Genomic DNA, 25,966 nt, shown 5'->3' on the forward strand with positions numbered 1-25,966 from the left:
CCGCCTCCGCAAGGCATGGATGCGTAGCTCAGCGGGAGAGCACCTCGTTCACACCGAGGGGGTCACAGGTTCAATCCCTGTCGCATCCACCATTTTCTCCAAATGTGAATGGGCGCCGATGTGAACCCGGCGCCGCACCGCGCATTTCAGGTCCATGAAACTGATCATCCTGTTCGTCGGCGCGGTCGTTCTGGCCGGCGCCCTGTTCGCGCTTTCCGGCATGTTCGAGGGGAGACGGCGGGCGCACTTCACCGACAAGGATGCGGACGGCGAACCCGACGAGCCGAACGGCCCCGCCAAGGATCTCTGATCGGCGTCGGCTGCTAGATCATCCAGTCAGTCGGCCAGTCCCCTGTCGCCTCGCGATAAGCCAAGGCCAGTGCGCCATAAAGGCCTGCGGAAGCGCCGGCTGACGGTGCGGCGATGTAGTCTTCCATGTCCAGGCCGCGCACGCTGGCGTCGTAACCGCCCAACTGCTGGATCAGCGCGCGTCTGACCTTGTCGTAGAGGTGCGGCTGCATGACGCCGCCGCCGATGATGATGCGCTGGGGTCTCAGCACATAGGTCAGATTGGCGCAAAGGCTGGCGACATAGTGGGCCGCCATCGCCCAGGCGGGATGGTTCTGCGGCAGGGTTTCGGCGGGCGCGCCCCACCGCATCTGCATCGCCGGTCCGCTGGCCAAGCCCTCCAGACAGTCGCCGTGGAAGGGGCATGCGCCGGGAAAGGCGGTGTCGCCCGCTGCACGCGGCGTTCGGATATGCCCGGCCTCTGGATGGTTCGCCCCGCCGTGCGGTCGTCCGTCGATCATCACGCCCACCCCGACCCCCGTGCCCACGGTGACGTAGCAGAAACTGTCCAGCCCGCGTCCGCTGCCGAACAACCTTTCGCCAACGGCCGAGCCATTGACGTCGGTGGTCAGCACCGTGGGCGTATCCGCCGTGCGCCGCAGATGGCTCAGGAGGTTGGCGCCGCTCCAGCCCGGCTTCGGCGTCGTGGTGATCGCACCATAGTCTGGCGCATCAGGGCGGAGCGATAGCGGCCCGAAACTGCAGACGCCAAGGGCGGCCAGAGGGCCGTGGGCCGCCGCCGTTCTGGCGAAGAAGGCGTCGACCGCGGCCAGGGTTTCATCGGGCGTCGTCGTCGCAACGCGGACCTGCTCCAAAATCCGGCCGTCGCCATCGGCGACGCCGCACACGAACTTGGTGCCGCCCGCCTCGACGCCGCCGAGCAATAGGGTTTGCGTCATCGGCTTTGCTTCCGTTTGGCTATCGAGTGTGCGCCAAGAGGCGACATTCGCCTCTCGTCGCAGCGCGTGTCAGGTGCGACCAAGGTTCGCGTCGGCGAACAGGTTCGCCGTCGGGGCGTTGTTGGATCATGACCCTGCTCGCTCGCCTTCTCATCATGCTCGACTCCCTGACCAAGTTTGTGACGCGGCAGGAACGCCTGCTCTGACGTCAATCCGGCGACGGATGGATTTGGCGCATTGCGTCCGCCCCGTCATGCCGCCACCTTGTCCGCGACGCGATTTGACGAAAGGACCGCCCGATGGCTCGCAAACCCAACTATAGTTTCGAACGGCAGGAACGCGAGCGGGCGGCGGCGGCGAAGGCGGCCGAAAAGGCGGCGGCGAAGGCCCAGCGCAAGGCGGAGAATGCGACTGAAAAGGCGCCGTCCGCCGAAGACTGATCCTGCGCCGCAAAATCCATCCGTGTTTTCGTTGTTTGGACAGGCGCAAAGCCCTATTCTTGCACGATGACACGCTGGACCCCCGAAAGCTGGAGAACCAAGACCGCCCTGCACATGCCGGCGGACTATCCCGATCCCAAGGCTCTGGCAGTGGTCGAGGACGAACTGCGCGCTCTGCCGCCGCTCGTCTTCGCCGGCGAGGCGCGCCGCCTGACGTCGAAATTGGCGCAGGTGGAGCAGGGGGACGCCTTCCTGCTTCAGGGCGGCGACTGCGCCGAGAGCTTCAAGGAGTTCTCGACCGACAATATCCGCGACACCTTCCGCCTGATCCTGCAGATGGCGGTGGTCCTGACCTTCGCCGGCCGCAAGCCGGTGGTGAAGGTCGGCCGGATCGCCGGTCAGTTCGCCAAGCCGCGCTCGTCGCCGCTGGAGGAGATCGACGGCGTCGAACTGCCCAGCTATCGCGGCGACATCATCAACGGCATGGCGTTCACGCCCGAGGAGCGCGCGCCCGATCCCCAGCGCCTGATCCGGGCCTATAACCAGTCGGCGTCCACGCTGAATCTGCTGCGCGCCTTCGCCGGCGGCGGCTATGCCGATCTGTACAACATCCACCGCTGGACGCTGGGCTTCGCCGGCGACAATGCGGCGGGCACCCAGTATCGCGAGCTGGCCGACAAGATCACCGAGGCCCTGGCCTTCATGGAGGCGGTCGGCGTCACGCCAGAAACCCATCCCGACCTGAGCCGGGTCGAGGTCTTCACCAGCCACGAAGCCCTGCTGCTGAACGTCGAAAGCGCCCTGACGCGGCTGGACGGCGGTTCCGGCGACTGGTTCGACACCTCGGCCCACATGCTGTGGATCGGCGAACGCACCCGTCAGCTGGACGGCGCCCACGTCGAGTTCATGAAGGGGATCAAGAATCCCATCGGCGTGAAGTGCGGGCCGACCATGACGGCCGACGACCTGCTGCCGCTGATCGACGCGCTGAACCCGGACAATATCTCGGGCCGTCTGACGCTGATCGGACGCTTCGGTCACGACAAGGTGGGCGAGCGCCTGCCCAAGCTGATGCGCGAAGTGAAGGCGTCGGGCCGCAAGGTGATCTGGTCCATCGACCCGATGCACGGCAATACGCTGAAGGCCGGCAATGGCTACAAGACCCGGCCCTTCGACCGGATTCTGGGCGAGGTGCGGACCTTCATCGACGTGGCCGAGGCCGAGGGCGTCCACCCCGGCGGCGTGCATCTGGAGATGACGGGTCAGAACGTCACGGAATGTCTGGGCGGCGCCCAGGCGGTGACGGAGGACGATCTGTCCAACCGCTATCACACCCATTGCGATCCGCGCCTGAACGCCGATCAGGCGCTGGAACTGGCCTTCCTGGTCGCCGAACGGCTGAAGTCCGGCCGCGTCAGCCGATCCGAGGCCGCCTGATCGCACGAGGCCGCAGGGCGACCATCGCATGGTCGCCCTTGCTCCATCTGCGCGTCGATAGCGAATCCTGTTGGTGCATTCCGCTTGTCGGGCAGGGAATGGCGCCGCAGATACGACCGGATGCGGTCACGGCGCGGACATGGAGCCGCTGTCTGATCGACCGACAACGACAAAGGGCTTTTCGGGTCGCTCCCGGAGAGTGACGGACATGGATACGCCTGCGCACCAAGACGAAAAGCCCGGCCGTGTCGCCTATCAGGGCGCGCCGGGCGCCTTCAGTCACGAGGCGTGTCTGGCCCTGCGGCCGTGGGACGAGGCGGTGGCGTTCGAAACCTTCGAAGGCGCGCTCCAGGCCCTGACGTCCGGCGACTGCGGCTGCGCCCTGATCCCGGTCGAGAACTCGACCATCGGCATGGTGGAACCCGCCGCGACCCTGGTGCGCGCCCTGGGGATCGCGCCGGTCGCGGAGGTGTGGCGACCCATCCGTCATGCGCTGATGGGGCTGCCCGGCGCCCGCCTGTCCGACATCCGCACGGTCGAAAGCCACCCCATCGCCCTGGCTCAGTGCGAGCAGACGCTGAAGACCCTGCACATGACGGTGATCGAACATTTCGACACCGCCGGGGCCGCGCGGGACGTGGCCGAGGCCGGCGATCCGACCCGCGCCGCCATCGCAGCCGTCGGCGCGGCGGAGGTTTACGGTCTGTCGATCCTGCGCAACGATTTGCAGGATTCGAGCGATAATCGCACGCGCTTCGTTCTGCTGAGCGCTTCCGAGGGTTGACGACGCACGGTCTTTGCGTGTCTTAAGCCCGCACGGATCGCAAAACGATCCGCTTGACCGGAACCGGACCATGTCCCGCCAGCGCGCCCTCTCTGTTTCGTTCGACCGTTCGCGCGCGGTGTCCGGCCTCTATTTCGGCTACGGCTTTTACGGCTTTCGATACGCCGGCTGAGGCGTCGGGCGCACTCCGTCCCTGACTGCTTCACCGGCGACCGCTCTGGATCGGAGCGGCTGTTCGCCCCTGCACATATCGAAATTCAGAATGCCGAAAGCCCTATCCCATGCCCAATTCCAACATTCAGCAAGTCTGGCCAGACATGGCCGACCTGACCCCCGAACAGCAGGCGCTGGCCGCCCTGCGCGCCGAGATCGACGGCATCGACGACCAGATCCTGGCCCTGTTTGAACAGCGCCTCGCCGTCGCCGCCACCGTGGGCCGCGCCAAGGACGCCCCGACCGGCCCCCACACCAAGCTGCGCCCCGACCGCGAGCAGACGGTGCTGTCGCGTATGCTGTCGAAATGCCAGCCCGAGAACGCCGAGGCGGTCGAGCATCTGTGGCGCGAGATCGTCGGCTGGGGTCTGGCGCGCCAGGGCCGGCTGCAGGTCCAGGTCTGGGCCCCGATCGAGCCGACGCGGGCCTTCGACGGCGCCCGCCTTCGGTTCGGCGCGGCGGCCGACATCAGGATGGTGCGCGATCCGCAAAAGGCGCTGGCCTTCGCCGCCGAGGGGCACGGCGTCGCCGTCCTGGCCATCAATACCGAAGACGCCTGGTGGATGGGCCTTCGCCGCGAATGGTCGATGCTCAGCGTCTTCGACGGTTACGGCGGCGAGACGCCGACGTCTCTGGCCGTGGGCAAGATCGATCCGCCGGCTCTGCCCAAGGGCCGGCGCGTCATCGTGACGGCGGGCGGCGATGCGGGCGACGGCGGCGGCGCGCGACGCTGGGGCCTGAACACCCATCACGGCTGGACCATCGCCCTGACCGAGGCCGAACTGGCGCCGGGCGATGCCGAGGGCTGTGTCGGCGCGATCGGCTAGGTTTGATCGACATTCGGCCCCAAGCCGTCATTCCGGGGCTGAGCGAAGCGATGAATCCGGAACCCAGGACTACAGCCACGGACGCCCCGGAATGACGATCCAGGATTTCTACCGACTGACTGTCAATTGGTCCCAGACCTTTCCCCGTCCAAAGGAATCCGGGATTCTCGACCGGCGGCTGCTGTGTCACGGCCGCCAGCCATCCTTTCCGCCTGGGCGAAACCGCGCGTTTTCAGCGGCTTGAAGGACGGGATCGGCTTTTTCCTGAGTCCGATGTCAAAGGCGGTTATGATGCCGGCTCGGTCTTTGACATCGCCATCCCTCGACGAGACTTGGACTCGTTAGACTCGTTGGACTGTTTTTTCGAGTCCAACTTCCAGACCCGAATTGCACTTCGTTGCACTGTGCAATTCGGGCTCTATTTTTCTTCAACAAAAACAATGATCTGTTGCGTCAATTGCACGCCATTGCACCTTTTTTTGCGCGTGCAATGCGCCGCCCTTCCTGGCGCTGTCGCCGAAACGGCCTGAAGATCGGATCGCCGAAGAGGGCTGTGTCCCGAAGCGGATGCGGCCCTTGTTTCAGACGGCCATATTGTCGATCAGTCGCGTCTTGCCCAGCCAGGCGGCGGTCAGGATGCGTGCCGGTGCGTCGACGACATCGTTGCGGAACGGCGTCAGGTCCTCGGCGTGGCGAATGACGACGTAGTCGACGCGCTCGAACCCGGCTTTCAGTATGGCGGCATAGGCTTCACGTTCGATCCCCGGCAGAGGACGGCCGGAGGCGGCCTCCGCAGCAGCCTGGAACAGTATGCCGTTCAGTTGCCGCGCCGAGGCCAGTTCGGCCTCTGACAGATAGGCGTTGCGCGACGACAGGGCCAAGCCCCAGCCGTCCCGTTCGGTCGGGGCGCCGACGATCTCGACCGGCAGGTCCAGATCGCGCACGAACCGGCGAATGACCATCAGCTGCTGATAATCCTTCTCGCCGAAAACGGCGACGTCGGGCTGGACCTGGTTGAACAGCTTGGTCACGACCAGGGCGACGCCGCCGAACATCTGCGGCCGGAAATCGCCCTCCAGACCCAGGGCGGGGCCGGCCATGGCGATGCTGGTGGCGAAGCCTTCGGGATACATCTCCGCCGCCGTCGGCGCGAACATCAGGTGACAGCCGGCGCCGGCCAGCAGGCGCGCGTCCTCCTCCTGCTGGCGGGGGTATTTGTCCAGGTCCTCGTGGGCGGCGAACTGGGTCGGATTGACGAAGTTGGAGGCGACCACGCGGTCGGCGCGCCGGGCCGCTTCTCGCACCAGGGTCAGGTGGCCTTCGTGCAGGGCGCCCATGGTCGGAACCATGCCGACGCTGAGGCCTTGTCGTTTCCAGTCCCGAACGGTCGCGCGCAGGTCGGCCAGGGTGCGGACGACGGGCAGGGGAGGAGCGTCCATCATGATGAAGCGATTAACCTTTCCGCTTAAGCCTGTTGATGCACCAGACTTCAAAGACTGGGCGCTAGGGTCGTGCTTATGACGCCCGCAGAAGCGACCCGTCCAGTTCTGATCGCTCCGGCCCTGATTGCGGCCTTGGTCGGCGCCGTCGCGCTTTCGGGGTGCGGGGCGGCCAACGGCGATCCCCATAAGTTCGGATCAATGGCGGATCAGGTGGCGGCGGTCGATGTGCCGCTGACGCCCGGCGGCGATCCGTCCGCCCATCGTGCGCGGTCGGCCGAGGCGGCCGGTCTGCGCCCCGTCCGGTTCAGCGCCATGAAGGTCGCGGTGATGGATCCCCACGCCATGTGGGACGCCCGCGACGATCAGGCGGGGGTGCGCCGCGTGGCCGAGGACGCCGGGCTGCGCGACGCGGTGATTCGGATGGTTCAGCCGGCGGTTCAGACCGCATCGGCTGTTCCGGTTCGTGAAGCCGGCGCGGCGACGCCGGCGCCGGAGCGGGCCTCCATGATGCATGACGCCGGCTTGCGCCATCCGACGCCCACGGGCCGCACCATCCAGTTGGGCGCCTATTCCAGCCCTGACGCGGCGCGCCAGGCGTGGACACGGTTGAAGGCGTCCGCCGATCTCGCCGCCCTGGCGCCGGTGTTCGAACCCGTAGAAGTTCAGGGCCGAACATTGACGCGGTTGAAGGTCGGCCCCGTTCCGAACGAGGCCGCCGCCGCCGTCTGCCGCGCCGCCGCCGTCGCCGACGCCTGGTGCGCCCGCAACAGCTGATCCCCGCTTTCAGCGCCGTCCACAGGTCTGCGTTAAGGTTCCGTTGACGTTTGGCGCGCGGCGGCCGACTCTCGGTCGAACTGGACCGCGCCTGAGTCGCGCCGGTCGGCACAGAGGATTCCCTCGAATGACGCAGCCGCATGTGATCGTTCTCGGCAACGAAAAGGGCGGGGCGGGCAAGTCCACCCTGGCCATCCACATCGTCACGGGCCTGCTGCACGCGGGCCGGACGGTGGCGATCATCGATCTGGACCTGCGCCAGCGGTCGATGCAGCGCTTCTTCCACAATCGCCTGGCCTGGCTTGCGGCGAACGAACAGGCCTTGCCGCAGCCCTTCATCCCCGACATGGGCGACGGCAAGGCCCTGGCCAAGGCCGATGTCGCCGAACAGATCGCCGCCTTCGAACGCGCCTTCGACGAGGCGGCCGCTCAAGGGGTGGACTGCATCCTGATCGACACCCCGGGCGGCGATACGGCGGTCTCCAGCGCCGCCCACGCCCGCGCCGATCAGATCGTGACGCCGATGAACGACAGCTTCGTCGACTTCGACCTGCTGGGCGAGGTCGATCCGGTGTCGCTGGAGCTGCTGAAGCCGTCCATCTATTCCGAGAGCGTCTGGGAGGCGCGCAAGCAACGCGCCATCGCCCAGGGTCGCCACGCGACCATCGACTGGCTGGTGGTGACCAACCGTCTGGCCGTCGCCGAGGCTCGCAACCGCAAGCGTCTGGAAGAGCGGATGAACAAGCTGGCCAAACGGGTCGGTTTCCGCGTCGGACCGGGTCTGCGCGACCGGGTCATCTATCGCGAACTGTTTCCCTTCGGCCTGACCGTGGCGGACCTGTCCAATGACATCCGGCCCGTCGCGGTGTCGCTGGCCCACGTCGCGGCGCGCCAGGAGATGCGCAACCTGATGATGGCCATGGGGCTGGAGCAGGTGATCGCCCCTTTGGACGTGGCGGCCTGACGGTTTGACGACCCGATGGGTTTGATTTGGCTGGCCCTGGCGGCCATCGCCGTCTGGGCCCTGGTCCGGCTGGGTCGCCAGACCGAGCGGCGCGGCCGGGCGCATTGGCGCGTGACGGCGACCCTGTTGGGATCGGTCCTGCTGGCGGGCGGCGCGCTCGCGGCCTTTCGCGGCGCATGGCTGGCGGCGGCGGCGCTGGCCGGGGCGGGGCTCTATCTGGCCTGGTCCTCGCGAATACGATCCGCCGTTCGCTCCGAGCCGATCAGCGAGGCCGACGCCCGCGCCGTGCTGGGCGTCCCGGCGGGCGCGGACGAGGCGGAAATCCGAGCGGCGTGGAAGCGCGCCATGGCCCGCGCCCATCCCGATCAGGGCGGCACCGAGGGGCTGGCGACGCGCGTCAACGCCGCGCGTGATCGCCTGCTGAAGCGGCGGGGGTCTTCCTAGCCGACACCAGATTCATTCGAAACAGTAGTTGTTGCGTATCAGTTTCATCTGGCCTAGATCATCTGAACCAACTTTCGGATGGAGCCGGAAATGAAGATCGCAACCCTCGCCGCCGTGTCGGCGCTGGCCCTGCTGGCCGCGTGCAACAAGCCGGGCGAAGCGCCCGCCGCCGCCCCGAACGCCCCGGCCGAAGCCCCGGTGTCCGTGAAGGCGCCGGCCGGCGTCTATGTGCTGGACCCCACCCACGCCACGCTGCAGTGGTCGCTGCTGCACAATACGATCTCGCACTACACTGCGCGGTTCGACAAATTCGAGGCCAGGCTGACGCTCGACCCGGCGAACCTGGAAAACTCCAAGATCACCGCGACCATCGACCCCGCCTCGGTCAATGCGGCCTATCCCGCCGACTACAAGGCATCCCATGCGGGTTCGGCCTATTCCGGCTGGAACGACGACATGGCCAACAATCCGACCTGGCTGAATGCCAAAACCTTCCCCGCCATCACCTTCGTCTCGACGTCGGTGAAGAAGACGGGCGCGCGCACGGCCCAGGTGACGGGCGATCTGACCTTCCTGGGCCAGACGCATCCGGTGACGCTGGACGCGACCTTCAACGGCGAGATCGACCGCCATCCCTTCGCCAATGTGCCCGCCGTCGGCTTCGCGGCCGAAGGGCGGTTCAAGCGGTCCACGTTCGGCATGGCGGTCGGCCCCATCGGCGACGAGGTGACGATCCGCTTCGACGGCGAGTTCATCCAGGAAGCCGCCCCGGCCGCGCCCGCGTCCTGAGACCCAGATCAAGAGAGCGGCGATTTCGGTCGCCGCTCTTTTTACGTCGCCCTCAAGTCCGAGTGTCCATGTCCCAAGCCCGCACCCGCTATTCGTCCGTCGCCATCGCCCTGCACTGGGCCATCGCGCTTCTGATCCTGTCGATGATCCCGATGGGTCTGTGGATGACGTCGGCGATCGACAAGCCTGACAGCCAGGCCCTGGCCTATCGGGTCTTCCAGATCCACAAGTCGATCGGCTTTCTGATCCTGGCGCTGACGGCGGTGCGGATCGTCTGGCGGCTGACGCATCGCCCGCCGGCCTTGCCCGGGACGATGAAGCGGTGGGAGGCCTTTGCTGCGGGCGCAACCCATGTGGCCTTCTACGCCCTGTTGCTGGCCCTGCCGCTGACGGGCTGGCTGTATGTGTCGGCCGGCTGGGCGGTGTCGCAGGATCGGGCGCTGGAGGTGGCGACCAGCTGGTTCGGCCTGTTTCCCATTCCGCACCTGCCGGGCGTGGCCGAACTGTCGACCCAGATGCGGCGGGCGCTGGCCTTCCAGGCCATGGGCGCCCATTCGCTGATGGCCTGGGGCGCGGTCGTGCTGATCGTCCTGCACGTCGGCGCGGCCCTGAAGCACCAGTTCGTGGATAGGGATGGCGTGCTGGGCCATATGGTTCCGGGTCTGAAGGCCGGCCATGCCTATGAGCCTGCCGCTCCTGCGCCGTCGCCGGTGTGGGCCGAGCGCGCGGCGGGCGTCGCCCTGGTGCTGGCCGTCGCCGTCGCCGGCGCCATCGCCGCCCGACCCTACGCCTTGACGGAAGGCCAGCTGGCCGAGATCGCGCCGGCGCCCGTCGCCGCCGCCGCCCAGCCGAAGCCGGAGGCGCCGATCACGCCGGGCGCGGCGGCGGCATGGACCATCGACGCCGCCGCCTCCAGCATCCGCTTCACCGGAACCCACGCCGGGAAACGGTTCGAAGGGCGGTTCGACAAGTGGGAAAGCCACGTCTGGTTCGACCCAGCCGACCTGACAGGATCCAAGGCGGTGGTTCTGGTCCAGACCGCGTCGGCGCGGACGGGCGATCCGACGCAGGAAGGTTCGCTGCAGGGCGCGGAATGGTTCGATCCGGCGCAGTATCCGGTCGCCCGTTTCGAGGCGACGCGCTTCCGATCCCTGGGTGGCGACCGCTACGAGGCGGCGGGCGACCTGCGCATCAAGACGACCACCATCCCCGTGGTGCTGCCGTTCCGGTTCAGCGAATCCGGCGGCGTGGCCAAGGTGGACGGCGCGCTGGAGCTGGATCGGACGGCGCTGGATCTCGGCATGGCCTCGGACGCTGCGGCGGATTGGGTGTCCAAAATGATCGGGGTTCGGATCGAGGTCTCCGCCCGCCGCGCGTCGTGAACCGACGCTTGCCCTGACGGAAGCGAGGGCTTACGGCTCCGCGCCTTGATGAACGATTCAGGGAGCGGTCGATGACCCTCGCACTTCTGTTTCCGGGCCAGGGCAGCCAGGCCATCGGCATGGGCGCGCAGCTGGCGGACGCCTTCGCCTCCGCGCGCGAGGTCTTCGCCGAGGTGGACGAGGCCCTGGGCCAGAAGCTGTCGGTGCTGATGCGCGAGGGGCCCGAGGACCAGCTGACCCTGACCGAGAACGCCCAGCCCGCCCTGATGGCGGTGTCCGTGGCGGCGATCCGGGCGTTGAAGGTCGAGTTCGGTTTCGACGTCTCGGCGGCGGCCTATGTCGCCGGTCACTCGCTGGGTGAGTATTCGGCCCTGGCGGCGGCGGGCGCGATCTCGCTGTCGGACACCGCACGGCTCTTGAAGCTGCGCGGCCAGGCCATGCAGCGCGCCGTGCCGTTGGGGCAGGGGGCGATGGCCTCGCTGATCGGTCCGAAGACCGACCTGGCGCTGGCCGAGGCCGCAGCGGCGGCGGGCGCCGAACTGGGCGTCTGTGTGGTCGCCAACGACAATAACGCCGGCAACATCGTCATCTCCGGCGAGAAGGCGGCGGTCGACCGCGCCATCGAGAAGGCCAAGGAACTGGGCGCGCGGGCGATCCCGCTGAACGTCTCGGCGCCCTTCCACTGTCCGCTGATGCAGCCAGCCGCCGACGAAATGGCCCAGGCCCTGGCGGACGCAAGGATCGTCGCGCCGGTCGTGCCGGTGATCGCCAATGTGCTGGCGCGCCCGGAAAGCGACCCCGAAGTCATTCGCCGTCTGCTGGTCGAACAGGTCACGGGCCGCGTGCGCTGGCGCGAGAGCATGGAGTGGATGGCGACAGAAGGGGGCGTGACGCGCTTCGCCGAGATCGGCTCGGGCAAGGTGCTGACCGGCATGGCCAAGCGGATCGCGCCGGACGCCGAGAGCCTGCCGCTGAACACGCCGGAAGAGCTGGAAGCCTTCGCCAAGGCTCTTTGATAGCCGCTCATCCCGGCGGAGGCCGGGACCCAGCCCTTTGGGCGATGAGCGTTTGAGTTTGCGTTGGAATGGTGATCCCGGCCATCCTGCGCGTGAAAGCACTGGGTCCCGGCTTTCGCCGGGATGAGCGGAGAATTTCAATGTTCAATCTTGCAGGCAAGACCGCGCTGGTGACCGGCGCGACGGGCGGTATCGGTGGAGCGGTGGCGCGGGCGCTGCACGCCCGGGGCGCGACCGTGGTGCTGTCGGGCACGCGCGAGGCGGTTCTGGCCGATCTGGCAAAGGAGCTGGGCGCCAATGGAACGGGGCGCGCCCATTTCGCCACCGCCAACCTGTCGGACCCGGAATCGGTCGATAATCTGGTGAACGCGGCCGAGACGGCGGCGGGCGCGCCGCTCGACATCCTGGTGGCCAACGCGGGCATCACCAAGGACGGTCTGCTGATGCGGATGAAGGACGAGGACTTCCAGTCGGTCATCCAGATCAATCTTGAGAGCTATTTCCGCCTGACCCGCGCGGCGGTGAAGGGGATGATGAAGTGCCGCTCGGGCCGAATCATCGGCGTGACCTCGGTGGTCGGCGTGACCGGCAATCCCGGCCAGACCAACTATTCGGCGTCCAAGGCCGGCATGATCGGTTTTTCCAAGTCATTGGCCCAGGAGGTCGGCTCGCGCGGGATCACGGTCAACTGCATCGCGCCGGGCTTCATCGCTTCGCCGATGACCGACGTGCTGAACGATCAGCAGCGCGAAGCCATCCTGACCAGGATCCCCGCCGGGCGCCTGGGCACGGGCGACGAGATCGCCGCCGCCGCCGTCTATCTGTCGTCGAACGAAGCCGCCTATGTGACGGGCCAGACCCTGCACGTGAACGGCGGCATGGCGATGATTTAAGGCCCGCCGCCGTCATCACGACGCGCAACAGACTATTTCCAGCCCGAAAGCCTGTGCTAAAGGGCTTGATGCAACGGCGGTTCGGGCTTTCGGGCTTGCGTCGCCTTCGCTGCCGTGAGACGGCGATTTCCGAGCTACCCCCGCCTCTACGGCGATTTCAAACAGGCAGAGAGACACTGATGTCCGACACCCTCGAGCGCGTTCGCAAGATCGTCATCGACCACCTGGACGCCGATCCGGACAAGGTCACGGAAAAGGCCAGCTTCATCGACGACCTGGGCGCCGACTCGCTCGACAACGTCGAGCTGGTGATGGCCTTCGAAGAAGAATTCGACATCGAGATCCCGGATGACGCCGCCGAGCACATCCAGACGGTCGGCGATGCGGTCAAGTTCATCGACGAAAAGTCGGCCGGCTAATCCCAGCCCCCGACGGGAAGCCGAAAGGCTGACGGTTCAAAGGGCCGCCCGGCGCTCCTAGCGGAGACGCCCGGCGGCCTTTACTGTTTCTGACCCTGACGAATCCGCATGTGATTCCGTCGGGGAAGGTTTGGAGCTGAAGGAGCACGCACCATGCGCCGCGTCGTCGTTACGGGCATCGGTCTGCTGACACCCCTGGGGTGGGGCGTCGAGAAGAGCTGGCAAGGCATCGTCGAGGGACGGTCGGGCATCGGCCCGATCACCGCCTTCGACACGGAAGGTTATGGCTGCACCATCGCCGGCGAGGTGCCGAGCGTGGATGGGCGCGGCGGGGGCGGCGAAGGCGACTTCGACCCCGAAAAGATCATGTCCGCAAAGGACAGAAAGCGCGTCGACGATTTCATCCTGTACGCCATCGCGGCGGCGGACGAGGCCCTGGCCGACGCCGACTGGAAGCCCGAAACGGACGAGGACCGCGAGGCCACCGGCGTCATGGTCGGATCCGGCATCGGCGGCCTGGGCCCCATCGCGGAGACGGCCATCGTCCTGAAGGAACAGGGCGTGCGCCGGGTCAGCCCCTTCTTCATTCCCTCGGCCCTGATCAATCTGGCCTCGGGCCAGATTTCGATCCGCCATGGGCTGAAGGGGCCGAACCATTCGGTCGTGACCGCCTGCGCCACCGGCGCCCACGCCATCGGCGACGCGGCGCGGATGATCGCCCTGGGCGATGCGGAGGTGATGGTGGCCGGCGGGGCGGAAAGCTCCATCGTGCCCATCGGCATCGCTGGCTTCCTGGCCTGCAAGGCGCTGTGCACCGCCTACAACGACACGCCCGAGACGGCCTCGCGCCCCTATGACCGGGGCCACGCCGGCTTCGTCATGGGCGAGGGCGCCGGGGTCATGGTGCTGGAGGAGTACGAGCACGCCAAGGCGCGCGGCGCCAAGATCTACGCCGAGGTGGTGGGCTATGGCATGAGCGGCGACGCCTATCACATCACCGCCCCGTCCGAGGACGGCGAGGGCGGCCTGCGGGCCATGAAGATGGCCTTGAAGCGGGCCGGAATGCAGCCGTCCGACCTGGATTACGTCAATGCCCACGGCACCTCGACCATGGCCGACTGGATCGAGTTGAAGGCCATCGAGCGGCTGGCCGGCGATCACGCCAAGAACCTGACCGTCAGTTCGACCAAGTCGATGACGGGCCACCTGCTGGGCGCGGCCGGCGCCATCGAGGCGGCCTTCTGCGTTCTGGCCATCCGCGATCAGGTCGCGCCGCCGACGATCAATCTGAACGACCCGGAGATGGAGACGCCCATCGATCTGGCCGCGAACAAGGCCAAGCCGATGAAGATCGACGTCGCCATGTCCAACAGCTTCGGCTTCGGCGGCACCAACGCCTCGGTCATCTTCAAGAAGGTGGACTGAATGTTCGGACGGGGACGGGTCGAGAAGTCGAGCGGACGGTCGGGATTCACGGTCTCGCTGCTGACCGCATCGGCGACTTTCGGCCTGTTCCTGCTGGTCGCCTTGATCGCGGTCTGGGCCGTCTATTACGCGCCCGGCCCCTCGGCGCGGCAGGGCGACAAAACGGTCGTGACCCTGGCCAGCGGTTCCGGCGTCTCCGCCATCGCCGCCAAGATGAAGGCCGAGGGCGTGATCCGTTCGACCGACCTGTTCCGCGCGGCGGCGACCCTGACCGGGGCGGATCGTCGGCTGAGGGCCGGGGAATATGAAGTGCCCTCGGGCATGTCCCTGGCCGGGGTGCTGAACCTGCTGGTCGAGGGGCGGGTAGTGCGTCACTTCGTGACCCTGCCCGAAGGTTGGTCTTCGCTTCAGGCGGTGGACATCCTGAACAAGGAGCCGGTGCTGATCGGCACGGTCGCGGACACGCCTGCGGAAGGCAGCCTGTGGCCCGACACCTATGAGGTGGCGCGCGGGGATACGCGACAGTCGGTGATCGACCGGATGCAGCGCGCGGCGACGGAGAACCTGCGCCTGCTGTGGAGCCAGCGCTCGCCCGCGACCGTGGCGCGCACGCCGGAAGAGGCAGTCGTCCTGGCCTCCATCGTCGAAAAGGAAACCGCCCTGGCGACCGAGCGTCCGCGCGTGGCGGCGGTCTTCTCCAACCGGCTGCGCGCCGGAATGCGTCTGGAGAGCGATCCGACCATCGTTTACGGCATCACCAAGGGGCGGCCGCTGGGGCGCGGCATCCGGCGTTCCGAACTGTTGGCCGCGACCCCGTGGAACACCTATCAGATCAACGGCCTGCCGCCGACGCCTATCGCCAATCCGGGCGTGGAGGCGGTCAAGGCCGTCTTGAACCCGCAGGCGGACCCGGCCCTGTTCTTCGTCGCGGACGGATCGGGCGGCCACGCCTTCGCCCTGACCTATGAGGAGCATCAGCGAAACGTGGCCCGCTGGCGCCAGATCGAACGCCAGAAGGCGGGCCTGCCGCCTGAGGAGCCCGCGCCCGCAGTTCCCGGAACCAATCCCGCGCCGATGACGCCAGCGGCCGAACAACCCGCGACGGGCCAGGCGACCATCACCCTGCCGCCCGGCGCCAGTCAGGGGGCGAGATGACCGCGCTATCAGGCATGACGGGATTCGGCCGGGCGGACGGCGCCGGCGACGGCTGGACCTGGTCGGTCGAGGCCCGGTCCGTCAACGGTCGCAACCTGGAAGTCCGGTTTCGCGGACCCCACGGTTTCGACGCGGTGGAGCGGGCGGCCAAGGCGGCGGGGCAGGCCCGGTTCGCACGCGGTCAGGTTAGCATCGGCCTGCAGGCCAAACGCACCGACGCCGGCGAAGCCTCGGTCGCCGTCAATGCGGCCGTGCTGGCGCGCTATCTGACTCTGGCCAACGAACTGGCCGAGGATGGGGCGACGCCGCCGTCGGCGGACGGGCTGTTGGCGCTGCGCGGCGTGATCGAGACGCCCGAGGAGGTTGACGATCCCGAGGCGCGGTCGGCGCTCGAAGCCGCCATGGCCCAGACGGTGGAGCAGGCGCTGGACGCCTTGAAGGCGTCGCGCCAGCAGGAGGGCGCGCTTCTGGCCCCGGTGCTGGAGGATTTCATCGCCCGGATCGAAACCCTGACGGCTCAGGCCGAAAGCGAGGCGGCGGCGCAGGTCGAGACGATCCGCGAGCGGTTCACGCGCCGCATCACCGAACTGGCCCCCGACGCGCCCGGTCTGGACGAGCGAATCTTCCTTGAGGCGGCCGCGCTGGCGGCCAAGGCCGACGTGCGCGAGGAACTGGATCGACTGACGGCCCATGTCGCGGCGGCGCGCCAGCTTGTGGCCTCGGCGCCAGCCGGGCGGAAACTCGACTTCCTGATGCAGGAATTCATGAGAGAGGCGAACACCCTCTGCTCGAAATCGGCTACGACCGCGCTCACCGGAATCGGCCTGGAGCTCAAGGCCGTCATCGAACAGTTGCGTGAGCAGGTCCAGAATGTCGAATGAACGCACGCCCCGCCGGGGCGTCCTCCTGATCGTCGCCAGCCCCTCGGGCGCCGGCAAGACCTCGCTGTGCCGCCGCCTGATGGCGGACCACGGGGGACTGGAGCTGTCGGTCTCCATGACCACGCGCGGCATACGGCCGGGCGAGGTGGACGGCCGCGACTATCATTTCGTCGGCCACGACGAGTTTCAGCGTCTGATCGACGAAGACGCCTTCCTGGAATGGGCCGATGTTCACGGCAATCGCTACGGCAGCCCGCGGGGTCCGGTCGACCGCGCCCTGGCCGAGGGGCGCGACGTCCTGTTCGACATCGATTGGCAGGGCGCGCGCGACGTGGCCGAGAAATGCCCCGAGGACGCCGTGCGCGTCTTCATCCTGCCGCCCAGCCTGGAAGAACTGCGTCGTCGCCTGGTGACCCGCTCGCAGGACGCCGAGGATGTGATCGAGCGCCGCGTCGCCAACGCCAAGGGCGAGATCGAACACTGCGACGCCTTCGACTATGTGCTGGTCAACGAGGATTTCGACCGATCCTACGCCGAACTGGCCCACATCTATCACGCCGAGCGTTCGCGCCGGTTCCGCAACCTGTGGGTCGGCGACTACAAGGCCGCCCTGCTGCGCGAAGCGGTCTGAGAAAAACGCCGCAGACCTCGGGGCCTGCGGCGTCTGGGTACTCTACGCTACGCTACTGAAACCCTTTTGCCATGGCGGACGCCATCGGAGAGTAAACGGTGTCATAGGGAAGAACCCCTACACCGGGCCCCTGATTTACGTCCTGTTCGCCCTCTGTCCCTAAGGTAGGGGCAGCGAGGGGCTCATGATATCTCTGGATTCCATCGGACCGATCCTGGCGGGCAGCGCCAGGGAACGCGCCAAACAGGCGCCGGTGCGCCTATTGCTCGCCGTTGTCATGGCCTGGGCCATGTACGCCGGGGGCATGGCGTCGTGGATTCCGGTCTGGCTGGCGACCGCGCTGATGGTGCAGGGGTTCGAGTTCTGGGCCATGGCGCCGTTCCGGCGGGATCGACCGTCGACCGGCGGCCTGGCGGTCGGCCTGGCCTTGATGTCCACGATCCTGATGGCCACCCTGTTCGGCGGGATGGCCATGATCATCTGGACGACCAATCACCCCGCCCTGGTGACCCTGGCGGCCCTGACCCTGGCCGGAGGATTGCTGACCAATGTCGCTTCCGGCATCGGTTCGCGCGTGCTCTTCTTCATCGGCGGCGGCCCTTATCTGCTGTTCCTGGCCCTGATGCCGGTGATCAAGCTGGTTCAGGGCGATACGCGCGGCGTGGCTGTCATGACCCTGTCGGCCGCCCTGTTCGCGGGCATGATGCTGAACATCTATTGGCGCGTGTATCACGCCCGGCAGGCCGAGGTTCGGTCCCGCGCGGAGGCGGAACGCCGTCTCGAGCAGGCGCAGGGCGCCATGGCCGATCGCGCCGCCATGGCCGCCATCGTCAGTCACGAACTGCGCACCCCGGTCAGCGCCATACTGGCCGGCGCCCATGTCATCCGCGACGGCAAGCTGCCGGAGAAGCGGGAGGAGACGGCCGAGCTGATCATCGACGCCGGGCGCCTGATGACCGGCATGCTGAACGACCTTCTGGATCACTCCAAGATGGAGGCCGGGGCGATGGCGATAGAGAGCCGGGATTTCGAGCTGGGCGAGCTTGTGCGCGACACCGCCCGGTTCTGGACCGCGCCGGCCGCCGAAAAAGGCCTTGTGCTGGACTTGGCGGTGGATCACGACGAAGCCGTCTGGCTGCGCGGCGATCCCTATCGCCTGCGTCAGATCATCAACAATCTGGTGTCCAACGCCATCAAGTTCACGCCGGCCGGGGTGATCCGCCTGGAAGCCGCCGCGCCGCACGGCGATGGCCAGCATTGTCTGACCCTGACCGTCGTGGATCAGGGCGCCGGCATTACGCCGGAAGCCATGAACCGTCTGTTCTCGCCGTTCGCGCAAGGGTCCGCCGAGGTGGCGCGCACCTATGGCGGGACGGGGCTGGGCCTGACCGTCAGCCGCGAGCTGGCGCGGCTGATGGGCGGCGACCTGACGGTGAAGAGCGCACCGGGCGAAGGGGCGGCCTTCACCCTCTGCGTCGATCTGCCGGCAGGACAGCCCACCCAGGCGAACGAGGGTTTCGAAGGGTCTGCCCCGACCCTGACGCGGCGCATCCGCGTTCTGGCCGTGGACGATCACGAGATCAATCGCCGCACCATCGCCCTGGTATTGCAGCCGTTGGAGGTCGATCTGGCCACCGCCTCCGACGGGCATCTGGCGTTGTCATTGCTGGCGGAACGGGCGTTCGACGTGGTGTTGATGGACGTCAACATGCCGGGCATCGACGGCAATGAGACGACGCGGCGCCTGCGCGGCTCCGACGGTCTGAATGCGGCCGTGCCTGTGATCGGCTTCAGCGCCGGCACCGAGGCCGAACAGGTGGACGCCTGTTACGCCGCCGGCATGACCGACTGGCTGCCCAAGCCCTTGGAGCCCAAGCAGCTGTACGATGCGCTTCACCGGGCGACATCGACGGCGGACGTGGTGTCAGCTGCGGGCGGCGAACCAGGGACGCAGGCGGCTTAAAGCGTCCTCGATCTCGGGCGTGGAAACGGCGAAACTGAACCGGATGAAGCGGCGGCCATCCACCGGGTCGAAATCCACGCCGGGCGCGGTCGCGACGCCGGTGTCGCGCAGCATCTGCTCGCAGAAGGCGGCGCTGTCGTCCGTCAGATGGCCGATGTCCGCCCAGATATAGAAGGCGCCGTCCGGCGGGGCGATCTTCTTCAGGCCCAGCGCCGGCAGGGCCTGAAGCATCAGGTCGCGATTTCGGGCGTAGGTCTGGACATGGCCCTCCAACTCCTCGACCGCATCCATGGCGACCAGACCGGCGTGCTGGCTCAGCGACGGCGGGGTAAGGAACATATTGCCGATGTAGGCGCGGGCGGCGTCGACCTGCGCCTCGGGGACCAGCAGCCAGCCCAGGCGCCACCCGGCCATGCTCCAGTATTTGGAGAAGCTGTTGATCACCACGGCATCCGGCGCGAACTGCAGCATGGACGAGGTCGGCCCGACGTAGCTGAGGCCGTGGTAGATTTCGTCCGAGACGATGGCGATGCCGCGCTGACGGCACACCTCGGCGATGGCGGCCAGTTCGGCGTCCGGAATGATGGTGCCGGTCGGATTGGCAGGGCTGGCGATGACGACCCCGGCAGGCGCGGGGTCCAGCGCCCGAAGTTGATCGGCCGTCAGCTGGAACCGGGTCTCCGCCCCGCAGGCGATCTCGACCGGCTCCAGGTGCAATGCGCGCAGGGTGTTGCGATAGGCGACATAGCCGGGCCGGGCCAGGGCGATCCGGGCGCCGGGCTTGAACAGCGTGCTGAGCGCCAGAACCAAAGCCGGAGAGGCCCCGCAGGTCAGCAGGATGCGGTCGGGGTTGACCGTGACGCCGTAGCGGTCGTCATACAGGCGGGCGATGCGGGCGCGCAGGTCCGGGCTTTCCCAATAGCCCATGGCGTCGTCGTCCAGCACCTGATGGGCGCGGGCGATGGCGGCGGCGGGCGCGCCCGTCGACGGCTGGCCGAACTCCATATGGATGATCGACCGGCCTTCGGATTTCAGCTGGTGGGCCAGACGGCTGACGGATATCGCGCGGAAGGGTTCGACGGTCATGTCAGATACTCAGGAAAGCGCATCGGCCAGGCGCAGGAATCCCGCCACGTCGATGGTCTCGGCGCGGGCGTCGGGCTCGATCCCGGCCGCTTGGCACAGGGCGGCGCCGCCCAGTTGCTTCAGGCTGGAACGCAGCATCTTGCGGCGCTGGCCGAAGGCGGCGGCGGTGACCCGCTCCAGCTTCTTCAGGCGCTCGGGGCTGGGGCGTTCGGCCAGCGGGACCAGATGCACGACGGCCGAGGCCACCTTGGGCGGCGGGGTGAAGGCGGCGGCGGGCAGATGCATGACGATGCGCGCGGTGCAGACGGCCTGGGAGATCACGGCCAGACGGCCATAGGCGTCTTCGCCCGGAGCAGCGGCGACACGCTCGGCGACCTCCTTCTGGAACATCAGGGTCAGGCTGTGCGGCAGCCAGGGGCCTGTCAGCCATTTGATCAGCAGGGCCGTGCCGACGTTGTAGGGCAGGTTGGAGACCAGATGGGCGGGGCCGGAGACCAGATCGGCCTCCTTCACCTTCAGGGCGTCCGCCTCGACGATGGTCAGGCGGCCCGAGCCGTCGTCCAGCTCGGACAGCAGGGGAACGAAGCGGGGGTCCTTCTCGACCAGAACCACCGGACCGGCGTCGGATTCCAGCAGGGCGCGGGTCAGGCCGCCGGGACCGGGGCCGACCTCGATCACGGGGCGCCCCTCGAACGGACCGGCGAGGCGGACGATCTTGCGGGTGACGTTCAGGTCCAGCAGGAAATGCTGGCCGAAGCTCTTCTTGGCCGAGAGGCCGTGGGCGTCGAGGGTTTCGCGGAGGGAGGGAAGGTCGGTCACGACCGTGTGTTAGCGCGCGGCGCGCGCCGCCGCCATCTCCGAAGCCAGACGGATGGCGGCGATCAGGCTGTCGGGGCGCGCGACGCCCTTGCCCGCGATGTCGAACCCGGTGCCGTGGTCGGGCGAGGTGCGGATGACGGGCAGGCCCAACGACACGTTCACGCCGCCCCAGAAGTCCAGCGTCTTGACCGGGATCAGCGCCTGATCGTGATACATGCAGATGGCGGCGTCATAGGTGGCGCGCGCCGCGTCGTGGAACAGGGTGTCGGCCGGCCTGGGATCGGTGATGTCGACGCCCTCTGCGCGCAGCTGTTCAGCGACCGGGATCAGAATGTCCATCTCCTGAAGACCCAGGGCGCCGCCTTCGCCCGCATGGGGGTTGAGCGCCGCCATGGCCAGACGCGGGCGGGCGATGGCGAAGTCGCGCTTCAGGCTTTCATCGACGACACGGGCGGTGCGGGCCACGCGCTCGGCCGCGACGAGTTCCGGCACCTGGTCCAGAGCGACGTGGATGGTCACCAGACAGGCGCGCAAGTCTCGCGCCGTCAGCATCATCACTGGGCCGCGCGTTCCCTGATAGGGGGCGTCGGCGGTCAGTTCGGCGATGAACTCGGTATGGCCTGGAAAGCGGAAGCCCGAGGCGTACATTGGCGCCTTGGCGATGGGGGCGGTGACGACGCCGGAGGCTTCGCCGGACAGGGCGAAACTGACCGCCTCCTCGATGCCGTCCGCGACAGCCAGGGCGTTGGCGGGATCGGGGCGACCGACCTCGACCGGGGCGGGCAGGGGTCTGTGAATGACGGGCAGGGCGCGGGCGAAGCGGTCGGCCGCGTCGCCGGGCGTGCTGACTTCCACCACCGGCACGTCCTGCGCGCGCATCAGGTCGGCGTCGCCGATGACGGCGAAGGCCAGCGGTTCGTGTCTCAGGGCAGTCCAGGCGGCGGCGACGATCTCCGGCCCGACGCCGGCGGGCTCGCCCAGCGTCAGGACCAGAGGCGCGACCGATCCGGTCACTTGAACTCGATCAGGGCGTCGCTGCGCAGGTCGCGCAGATAGCGCCGCTCCAGAACCTGAAGGTTCTGCGCCCGCAGGCGGTTTTCGACCTGCTGGCGGCTGGGGGCCTCGGGGCCGCCGACGCGACGGCCGCAGACGGCGACCAGGTGCAGACCCAGGGGCGTTCGGATCGGGGTGGAGACGGCGCCAAGCTCGCCGGTGCGGGCGAACTGCTGGAACTGGGGCGCCAGGTTGGCCACGTCCGATTCGCCCAGGTCCGCGCCGATCACGCCCTCGGTAGCGCGAGCCTGCGACAGGATGTTGTCGCAGGTCAGGCCCGCGCGCATGGCCTGAAGCTTCTGAGTGGCGGCGGTTACGTCCGCTTCGGACGCGGTCTCGGGCAGTTCGACCATGACCTGACGCAGCGAAACCAGGCTGGTCGAGGCGCCGTCGCGCTTGTCGCGCAGATAAAGGATATAGACCCCGCCATCGACGACGATGGGGTTGGACAACTGGCCGGGTTGAAGCTGATCGACCACGGTCTGGACGGCGGGCTGCAGCGAATCACGCACCACCCAGCCCGCGTCGCCCGGCACCCTCGCGTTGGCGGACGGCGCCGAGGAAAACTGCTGGGCCACGGCCTGGAAGGGCGCGCCCTGAATGATCTGCTGCACCAGTTGGCGCGCGCCGTTCAGCGCGGCCTGCGGTCCGCCCACGCGGGCGGCGTCGATATAGATTTCGCCCAGCAGGAACTGGGGCTTGGAGGCCGCCTCGTTCAGGCGGCGCAGTTCCTGATCGACCTGCAGGCTGCTGGCGCGGGCGCGGCTGTTGAAACGACCGGGGACCAACTGGCTCCAGCCGATCTGGGTGCGCAGGTTCTCGCGGAAGGCGGCGGGCTGAATGCCGCCCTGTTGCAGGAACTGCAGATAGTTGGCGGGCGTGGTGCCGGCGGCGCGGGCCATCTCGGCGATTTCCTGATCCACCTCTTCGTCGGTGACCTTCAGGCTCTCGAACTTGGCCATCTCCTGAACCTTCAGGCGGTCCTCGATCAGGGCGTTCAGCGCCGCCTGCTGGATCGCGGGCAGGTTCTGTTCGGTCGGTTGAACCTGAGACGAGGCGATCAGCATCAGCATCCGCTGGCGCAGATCATAGCCGGTGATGATCTTGTCGTTGACGGTGGCGACGATGCCGTCGGCCATTTCGAACTGAGGTTCGGCGCGCGCGGTCGTGGGGGCTTCCTCGGCCGCCGGATTGGGCGCGCCGGCGGCGACGCCTTGGCCCGGCGTCTGAGCCGGAGGCTGGGCGGACCCTTGCGGGCGGGCCGGGGCCGTCTGGCCATGGGCCGAACCGGCGAGCAGGAGCGCCGCGAGCGCAGCCCCCGTCGAATAACGCATCAAACCCATTGCTCGTCCTGATTCCTCACAGCGGTCCGCCAGCCAGACGGGCAGGCGGTCGCGCCCCGTAAAGCGTCATGCTCAACGCATGTCGCCCTGTCCATAACCTGAACCTCCGAAAGTGGCGAGGTTTAGGCGCACATAGATGCCTTCGGACGGTCCGCCCGGCCGGGCGCGGGTGTTGTCGCGGCGATAGCCCAGTTCGAACCGGAGGCAGTCGTCGTCGAACAGCAGGCCGACTTCGGACCGGGTGATCTCGTTCTCGTCCAGATCGGCGATGCCGGCGACGGTGAAGCCCCAGTTGCGATACAGGAACTGCTGGCCCGCCAGTTGAACGAACTCGTAGTTCCGGTTCAACGGGCCGTCGACCGGGTTGGACTGATCCAGGATATAGCTGACGGTGGCCAGGTTGCGCCGTCCCCAGCGACCATCCAGCGCCGCCTCCGCCCGGCGAACCTCGCCCGATCCGTCCACGGTGGCGTGGAACCAGCTGCGGATCCGGTCCGACGGCGAGAAGTCGCCCTGAACCACCCAGTCGGAGGTTTCGGACGCCAGCCCCGTGGGATCGTAGAGACGCGCCGGCGCGTCGGGGATGGAAGTCCTGAAATCGTCCTGCTGCTGGAAGCGATAGCTGCGGCCGATGAACAGGCTGGCCTTTCGTCCCTCGGACCAGCGGATCGTGGCGCGACCGCCGGCGGTCAGACGCGCCCCGCCTTCCAGCAGGTCGTAGCCGGAGAAGCGGTCCATGCGGAACAGGGACGATTCGTCCAGCTCCAGGACCTGGGCGTCCTCGATCGGAATGCGCGGGTCCAGATTGACCTTGTTGGACACCGAGAACTGGCCGACCGGCTCCAGGATGATGTCGGCGTCGCCGGCGCGTTTGATCAGCGGATAGGTCACGTCCACCCCGGCGCTGAGGCGAGAGCGGCTGATCGTGGCGTCGCTGTCGATCCCCATCATCGGCGGCAGGTTCGACATGGAATAGAGATCGACGCGGGTGTCCACGAACGGCTCGACCCGCACGCCGATCGGCAGGATGACAGTGCGCCGCCATTCCAGCTGGCCGGTGATGCGGCGGCTGTCCACGCCGGTGAGGCCAGCGGTGACCGGCGGCACGATCTCGGGGTTCAGGATCGGCGCGCCGACGAAGCTGTCGCGATAGAGCGACACCGCCGAGCCCTTCAGCCGAAGCCGGCCGCCCATGACCAGCTCATGCGGTTCCCACCGGGCGTCGATCAGGGGCGCGACCAGGGGCAGGGTGTGGTCGTCCTCGAACACCTTGAACCCGGCCGGGTCGCGGAAATCGGTGGCGGCGAAGGCGGGGTCAAGCCGCAGGCTCTGGATCGAGAAGGCGGCGACCGACACATAGGAGCGGTCGGTCTGATGCTCGGCGTAGATCTGGCTGATCAGGCGGCGCCGGTCGCCGTAATAGAGACCGTTGTCCTGATAGGGAGAGCGCACGTCGTAGCGGTCGAACAGCGTCTTGTCCGAGGTCCGTTCGGCCGTGAAGCCGAAGCGCCAGGGACCATCGGGATCGAACTCGCCATGCGACAGCAGATAGCTGCGGTTCTCACGGTCGCCGAAACGGACGTTACTTTCCAGCCGGCCGTCGCCGTCGATGTCGAAGTCGCCGAAGTTGCGCTCGTTGGTATAGCCGCCGCGCGCCACGATCATCCCGTTGGCGAATCGGCGCCGCCATTGCAGATTCAGCAGCGGGGCGACCTTGGTGTTGATCTGCGGGCTGATCAGCCAGTCTTCGGACGGGGAGACGACGTGCAGATAGGGAACCTCCACCGACACGCCCCGGCCCTCGTCGAAGTTGACGATGGGCACCAGCACGCCGGACGCCCGTTCGACCGAAGGATCGGGGTGGGCGAAGAAGGGCGTGTAGAAGACCGGCAAGGGGCCGATGTAGAAGACGGCGTTCCGATACAGGATGGCGCGAAGCTGCTCGTCCTGAACCACGCGCTCGGCCTGGATCGAGATGGTGGGACGGCGCGGCCCGTTCTCGTCGCAGATCGGGCAGGGGGTGAACCGGGCGTAGTTCAACTCGTTGACGTTCGCGCTGCGGCGCACGGCCGTGGCGGCCATCAGGCTGGCGCCATTGGGCAGGCGGGTGGCGAAATCCACGGCGACGCCGGTGGTCAGGTTCTGGTCCAGCTCCAGACGGCTGGCGTAGACGACCGTGCCGTTCGGGGCGATGGCCTCGACATCGCCCTGGCCCGTCGCCGAACCGGCGTTCAGATCGTAGGACAGGCTTTCGCCGCGCAGCACATGGCCGCGCGTGCGCACATAGGCGCGGTTCTCGGGCGTGCCGTTGACCACGATTGAGTCGCCGACCCGCTGGGCGTTGTCGGCATCCACATAGACGGCGTTCGGCGCCAGACCGTCGGACGGCGCGGCCACCTGCACCGCAGGCGGGGCGGACCGCGCGTCGGACTGAGCGAGGGCCGGCGTGGCCAGGGGCGCGCAGGCGACCAAGGCGGCGCCGGCGAGAAGCCTTGCTCTGAAAGCGTTGCGGCGCCGATCGTGGCGATCACCCTGCATA

Annotated in this window: 25 protein-coding genes and 1 tRNA gene; 19 read left to right on the forward strand and 7 right to left on the reverse strand. The window is 67.7% G+C overall.

Features of this window, described 5'->3' with window-relative positions; all coding sequences use genetic code 11:
• Positions 1-17: 17 nt before the first annotated feature.
• Together B3Z70_RS08590 and B3Z70_RS08595 are read left to right on the forward strand one after the other, a co-directional pair.
• A tRNA-Val gene (locus tag B3Z70_RS08590) sits at positions 18-92 on the forward strand.
• Between the two features lie 62 nt (positions 93-154).
• Complete coding sequence (locus B3Z70_RS08595) at positions 155-310, forward strand: hypothetical protein (protein ID WP_292021918.1); 156 nt, start codon at positions 155-157, stop codon at positions 308-310.
• Between the two features lie 13 nt (positions 311-323).
• Here the strand turns inward: B3Z70_RS08595 and B3Z70_RS08600 are convergent, their stop codons facing one another.
• Positions 324-1,247 (reverse strand): ROK family protein, encoded by a 924-nt coding sequence (locus tag B3Z70_RS08600; protein WP_292021920.1) that lies wholly within the window; start codon positions 1,245-1,247, stop codon positions 324-326.
• Positions 1,248-1,546: 299 nt separating this feature from the next.
• On the opposite strand from B3Z70_RS08600, the gene B3Z70_RS08605 reads away from it, so the two are divergent.
• From B3Z70_RS08605 to B3Z70_RS08620, 4 genes are all read left to right on the forward strand, one after another.
• On the forward strand, positions 1,547-1,687 hold the full coding sequence (locus B3Z70_RS08605) for a hypothetical protein (protein ID WP_292021922.1): 141 nt from the start codon (positions 1,547-1,549) through the stop codon (positions 1,685-1,687).
• Between the two features lie 66 nt (positions 1,688-1,753).
• On the forward strand, positions 1,754-3,124 hold the full coding sequence (locus B3Z70_RS08610; protein ID WP_292021924.1) for a class II 3-deoxy-7-phosphoheptulonate synthase: 1,371 nt from the start codon (positions 1,754-1,756) through the stop codon (positions 3,122-3,124).
• Positions 3,125-3,332: 208 nt separating this feature from the next.
• Positions 3,333-3,908, forward strand: coding sequence for a prephenate dehydratase domain-containing protein (locus B3Z70_RS08615; protein ID WP_292021926.1), 576 nt, complete (start codon positions 3,333-3,335; stop codon positions 3,906-3,908).
• Positions 3,909-4,225: 317 nt separating this feature from the next.
• The gene (locus B3Z70_RS08620) at positions 4,226-4,948 is read left to right on the forward strand and encodes a chorismate mutase (protein ID WP_292045364.1); all 723 of its coding nucleotides are present in this window, start codon (positions 4,226-4,228) and stop codon (positions 4,946-4,948) included.
• 581 nt (positions 4,949-5,529) lie between these two features.
• On the opposite strand, the gene panC is transcribed toward B3Z70_RS08620, so the two are convergent.
• A complete protein-coding gene (gene panC / locus B3Z70_RS08625; RefSeq protein WP_292021937.1) occupies positions 5,530-6,387 on the reverse strand; it encodes a pantoate--beta-alanine ligase in 858 nt (285 codons plus the stop codon).
• 78 nt (positions 6,388-6,465) lie between these two features.
• Here panC and B3Z70_RS08630 point away from each other — a divergent pair, with 78 nt between their 5' ends.
• The 13 genes from B3Z70_RS08630 to B3Z70_RS08690 all read left to right on the forward strand — a co-directional run bounded on the left by B3Z70_RS08630 (position 6,466) and on the right by B3Z70_RS08690 (position 19,126).
• Entirely contained in the window at positions 6,466-7,164 is a 699-nt protein-coding gene (locus B3Z70_RS08630; protein WP_292021930.1) for an SPOR domain-containing protein, read from the forward strand.
• Between the two features lie 127 nt (positions 7,165-7,291).
• Positions 7,292-8,128, forward strand: a complete 837-nt coding sequence (locus B3Z70_RS08635; RefSeq protein ID WP_292021933.1) for a division plane positioning ATPase MipZ — start codon at positions 7,292-7,294, stop codon at positions 8,126-8,128.
• Between the two features lie 15 nt (positions 8,129-8,143).
• Positions 8,144-8,572, forward strand: coding sequence for a molecular chaperone DnaJ (locus tag B3Z70_RS08640; RefSeq protein ID WP_292045365.1), 429 nt, complete (start codon positions 8,144-8,146; stop codon positions 8,570-8,572).
• Positions 8,573-8,662: 90 nt separating this feature from the next.
• On the forward strand, positions 8,663-9,361 hold the full coding sequence (locus B3Z70_RS08645) for a YceI family protein (protein ID WP_292045368.1): 699 nt from the start codon (positions 8,663-8,665) through the stop codon (positions 9,359-9,361).
• Positions 9,362-9,429: 68 nt separating this feature from the next.
• Positions 9,430-10,743: a cytochrome b/b6 domain-containing protein gene (locus tag B3Z70_RS08650; RefSeq protein WP_292045370.1), complete on the forward strand. Its 1,314-nt coding sequence runs from the start codon at positions 9,430-9,432 to the stop codon at positions 10,741-10,743.
• Between the two features lie 71 nt (positions 10,744-10,814).
• Complete coding sequence (gene fabD / locus B3Z70_RS08655) at positions 10,815-11,759, forward strand: ACP S-malonyltransferase (RefSeq protein WP_292023929.1); 945 nt, start codon at positions 10,815-10,817, stop codon at positions 11,757-11,759.
• A gap of 140 nt (positions 11,760-11,899) precedes the next feature.
• Positions 11,900-12,652 (forward strand): 3-oxoacyl-[acyl-carrier-protein] reductase, encoded by a 753-nt coding sequence (fabG, locus tag B3Z70_RS08660; protein ID WP_292023931.1) that lies wholly within the window; start codon positions 11,900-11,902, stop codon positions 12,650-12,652.
• A 179-nt stretch (positions 12,653-12,831) separates the two neighbouring features.
• On the forward strand, positions 12,832-13,071 hold the full coding sequence (locus tag B3Z70_RS08665) for an acyl carrier protein (protein WP_008264317.1): 240 nt from the start codon (positions 12,832-12,834) through the stop codon (positions 13,069-13,071).
• Between the two features lie 153 nt (positions 13,072-13,224).
• Positions 13,225-14,496, forward strand: a complete 1,272-nt coding sequence (fabF, locus tag B3Z70_RS08670) for a beta-ketoacyl-ACP synthase II (protein WP_292023934.1) — start codon at positions 13,225-13,227, stop codon at positions 14,494-14,496.
• Positions 14,497-15,651 carry an endolytic transglycosylase MltG gene (gene mltG, locus B3Z70_RS08675; protein ID WP_292023935.1) on the forward strand — a complete coding sequence of 385 codons (1,155 nt, stop codon included), beginning with the start codon at positions 14,497-14,499 and terminating at the stop codon, positions 15,649-15,651.
• Positions 15,648-16,532, forward strand: a complete 885-nt coding sequence (locus B3Z70_RS08680; RefSeq protein ID WP_292023937.1) for a YicC/YloC family endoribonuclease — start codon at positions 15,648-15,650, stop codon at positions 16,530-16,532. Before mltG ends, B3Z70_RS08680 begins: the two co-directional genes overlap by 4 nt.
• On the forward strand, positions 16,522-17,163 hold the full coding sequence (gmk, locus tag B3Z70_RS08685; protein WP_292023940.1) for a guanylate kinase: 642 nt from the start codon (positions 16,522-16,524) through the stop codon (positions 17,161-17,163). The genes B3Z70_RS08680 and gmk overlap by 11 nt, the downstream gene beginning before the upstream one ends.
• A 184-nt stretch (positions 17,164-17,347) precedes the next feature.
• Positions 17,348-19,126, forward strand: a complete 1,779-nt coding sequence (locus B3Z70_RS08690) for an ATP-binding protein (RefSeq protein ID WP_292045371.1) — start codon at positions 17,348-17,350, stop codon at positions 19,124-19,126.
• On the opposite strand, the gene B3Z70_RS08695 is transcribed toward B3Z70_RS08690, so the two are convergent.
• The 5 genes from B3Z70_RS08695 to B3Z70_RS08715 form a co-directional block, all read right to left on the reverse strand.
• Positions 19,088-20,212 carry a pyridoxal phosphate-dependent aminotransferase gene (locus B3Z70_RS08695; protein ID WP_292023942.1) on the reverse strand — a complete coding sequence of 375 codons (1,125 nt, stop codon included), beginning with the start codon at positions 20,210-20,212 and terminating at the stop codon, positions 19,088-19,090. The two genes, B3Z70_RS08690 and B3Z70_RS08695, sit on opposite strands and share 39 nt — an antisense overlap.
• Positions 20,213-20,221: 9 nt before the next feature.
• Entirely contained in the window at positions 20,222-21,031 is an 810-nt protein-coding gene (gene rsmA / locus B3Z70_RS08700) for a 16S rRNA (adenine(1518)-N(6)/adenine(1519)-N(6))-dimethyltransferase RsmA (protein ID WP_292023944.1), read from the reverse strand.
• 9 nt (positions 21,032-21,040) lie between these two features.
• The gene (gene pdxA, locus B3Z70_RS08705; protein ID WP_292023946.1) at positions 21,041-22,045 is read right to left on the reverse strand and encodes a 4-hydroxythreonine-4-phosphate dehydrogenase PdxA; all 1,005 of its coding nucleotides are present in this window, start codon (positions 22,043-22,045) and stop codon (positions 21,041-21,043) included.
• Positions 22,042-23,427, reverse strand: coding sequence for a peptidylprolyl isomerase (locus tag B3Z70_RS08710; protein WP_292045373.1), 1,386 nt, complete (start codon positions 23,425-23,427; stop codon positions 22,042-22,044). The genes pdxA and B3Z70_RS08710 overlap by 4 nt, the downstream gene beginning before the upstream one ends.
• Before the next feature lie 72 nt (positions 23,428-23,499).
• Entirely contained in the window at positions 23,500-25,965 is a 2,466-nt protein-coding gene (locus B3Z70_RS08715) for an LPS-assembly protein LptD (RefSeq protein ID WP_292019954.1), read from the reverse strand.
• Between the last annotated feature and the right edge of the window lies 1 nt (position 25,966).

The organism is Brevundimonas sp. UBA6550 (assembly GCF_002434505.1).
Lineage (GTDB): Bacteria > Pseudomonadota > Alphaproteobacteria > Caulobacterales > Caulobacteraceae > Brevundimonas.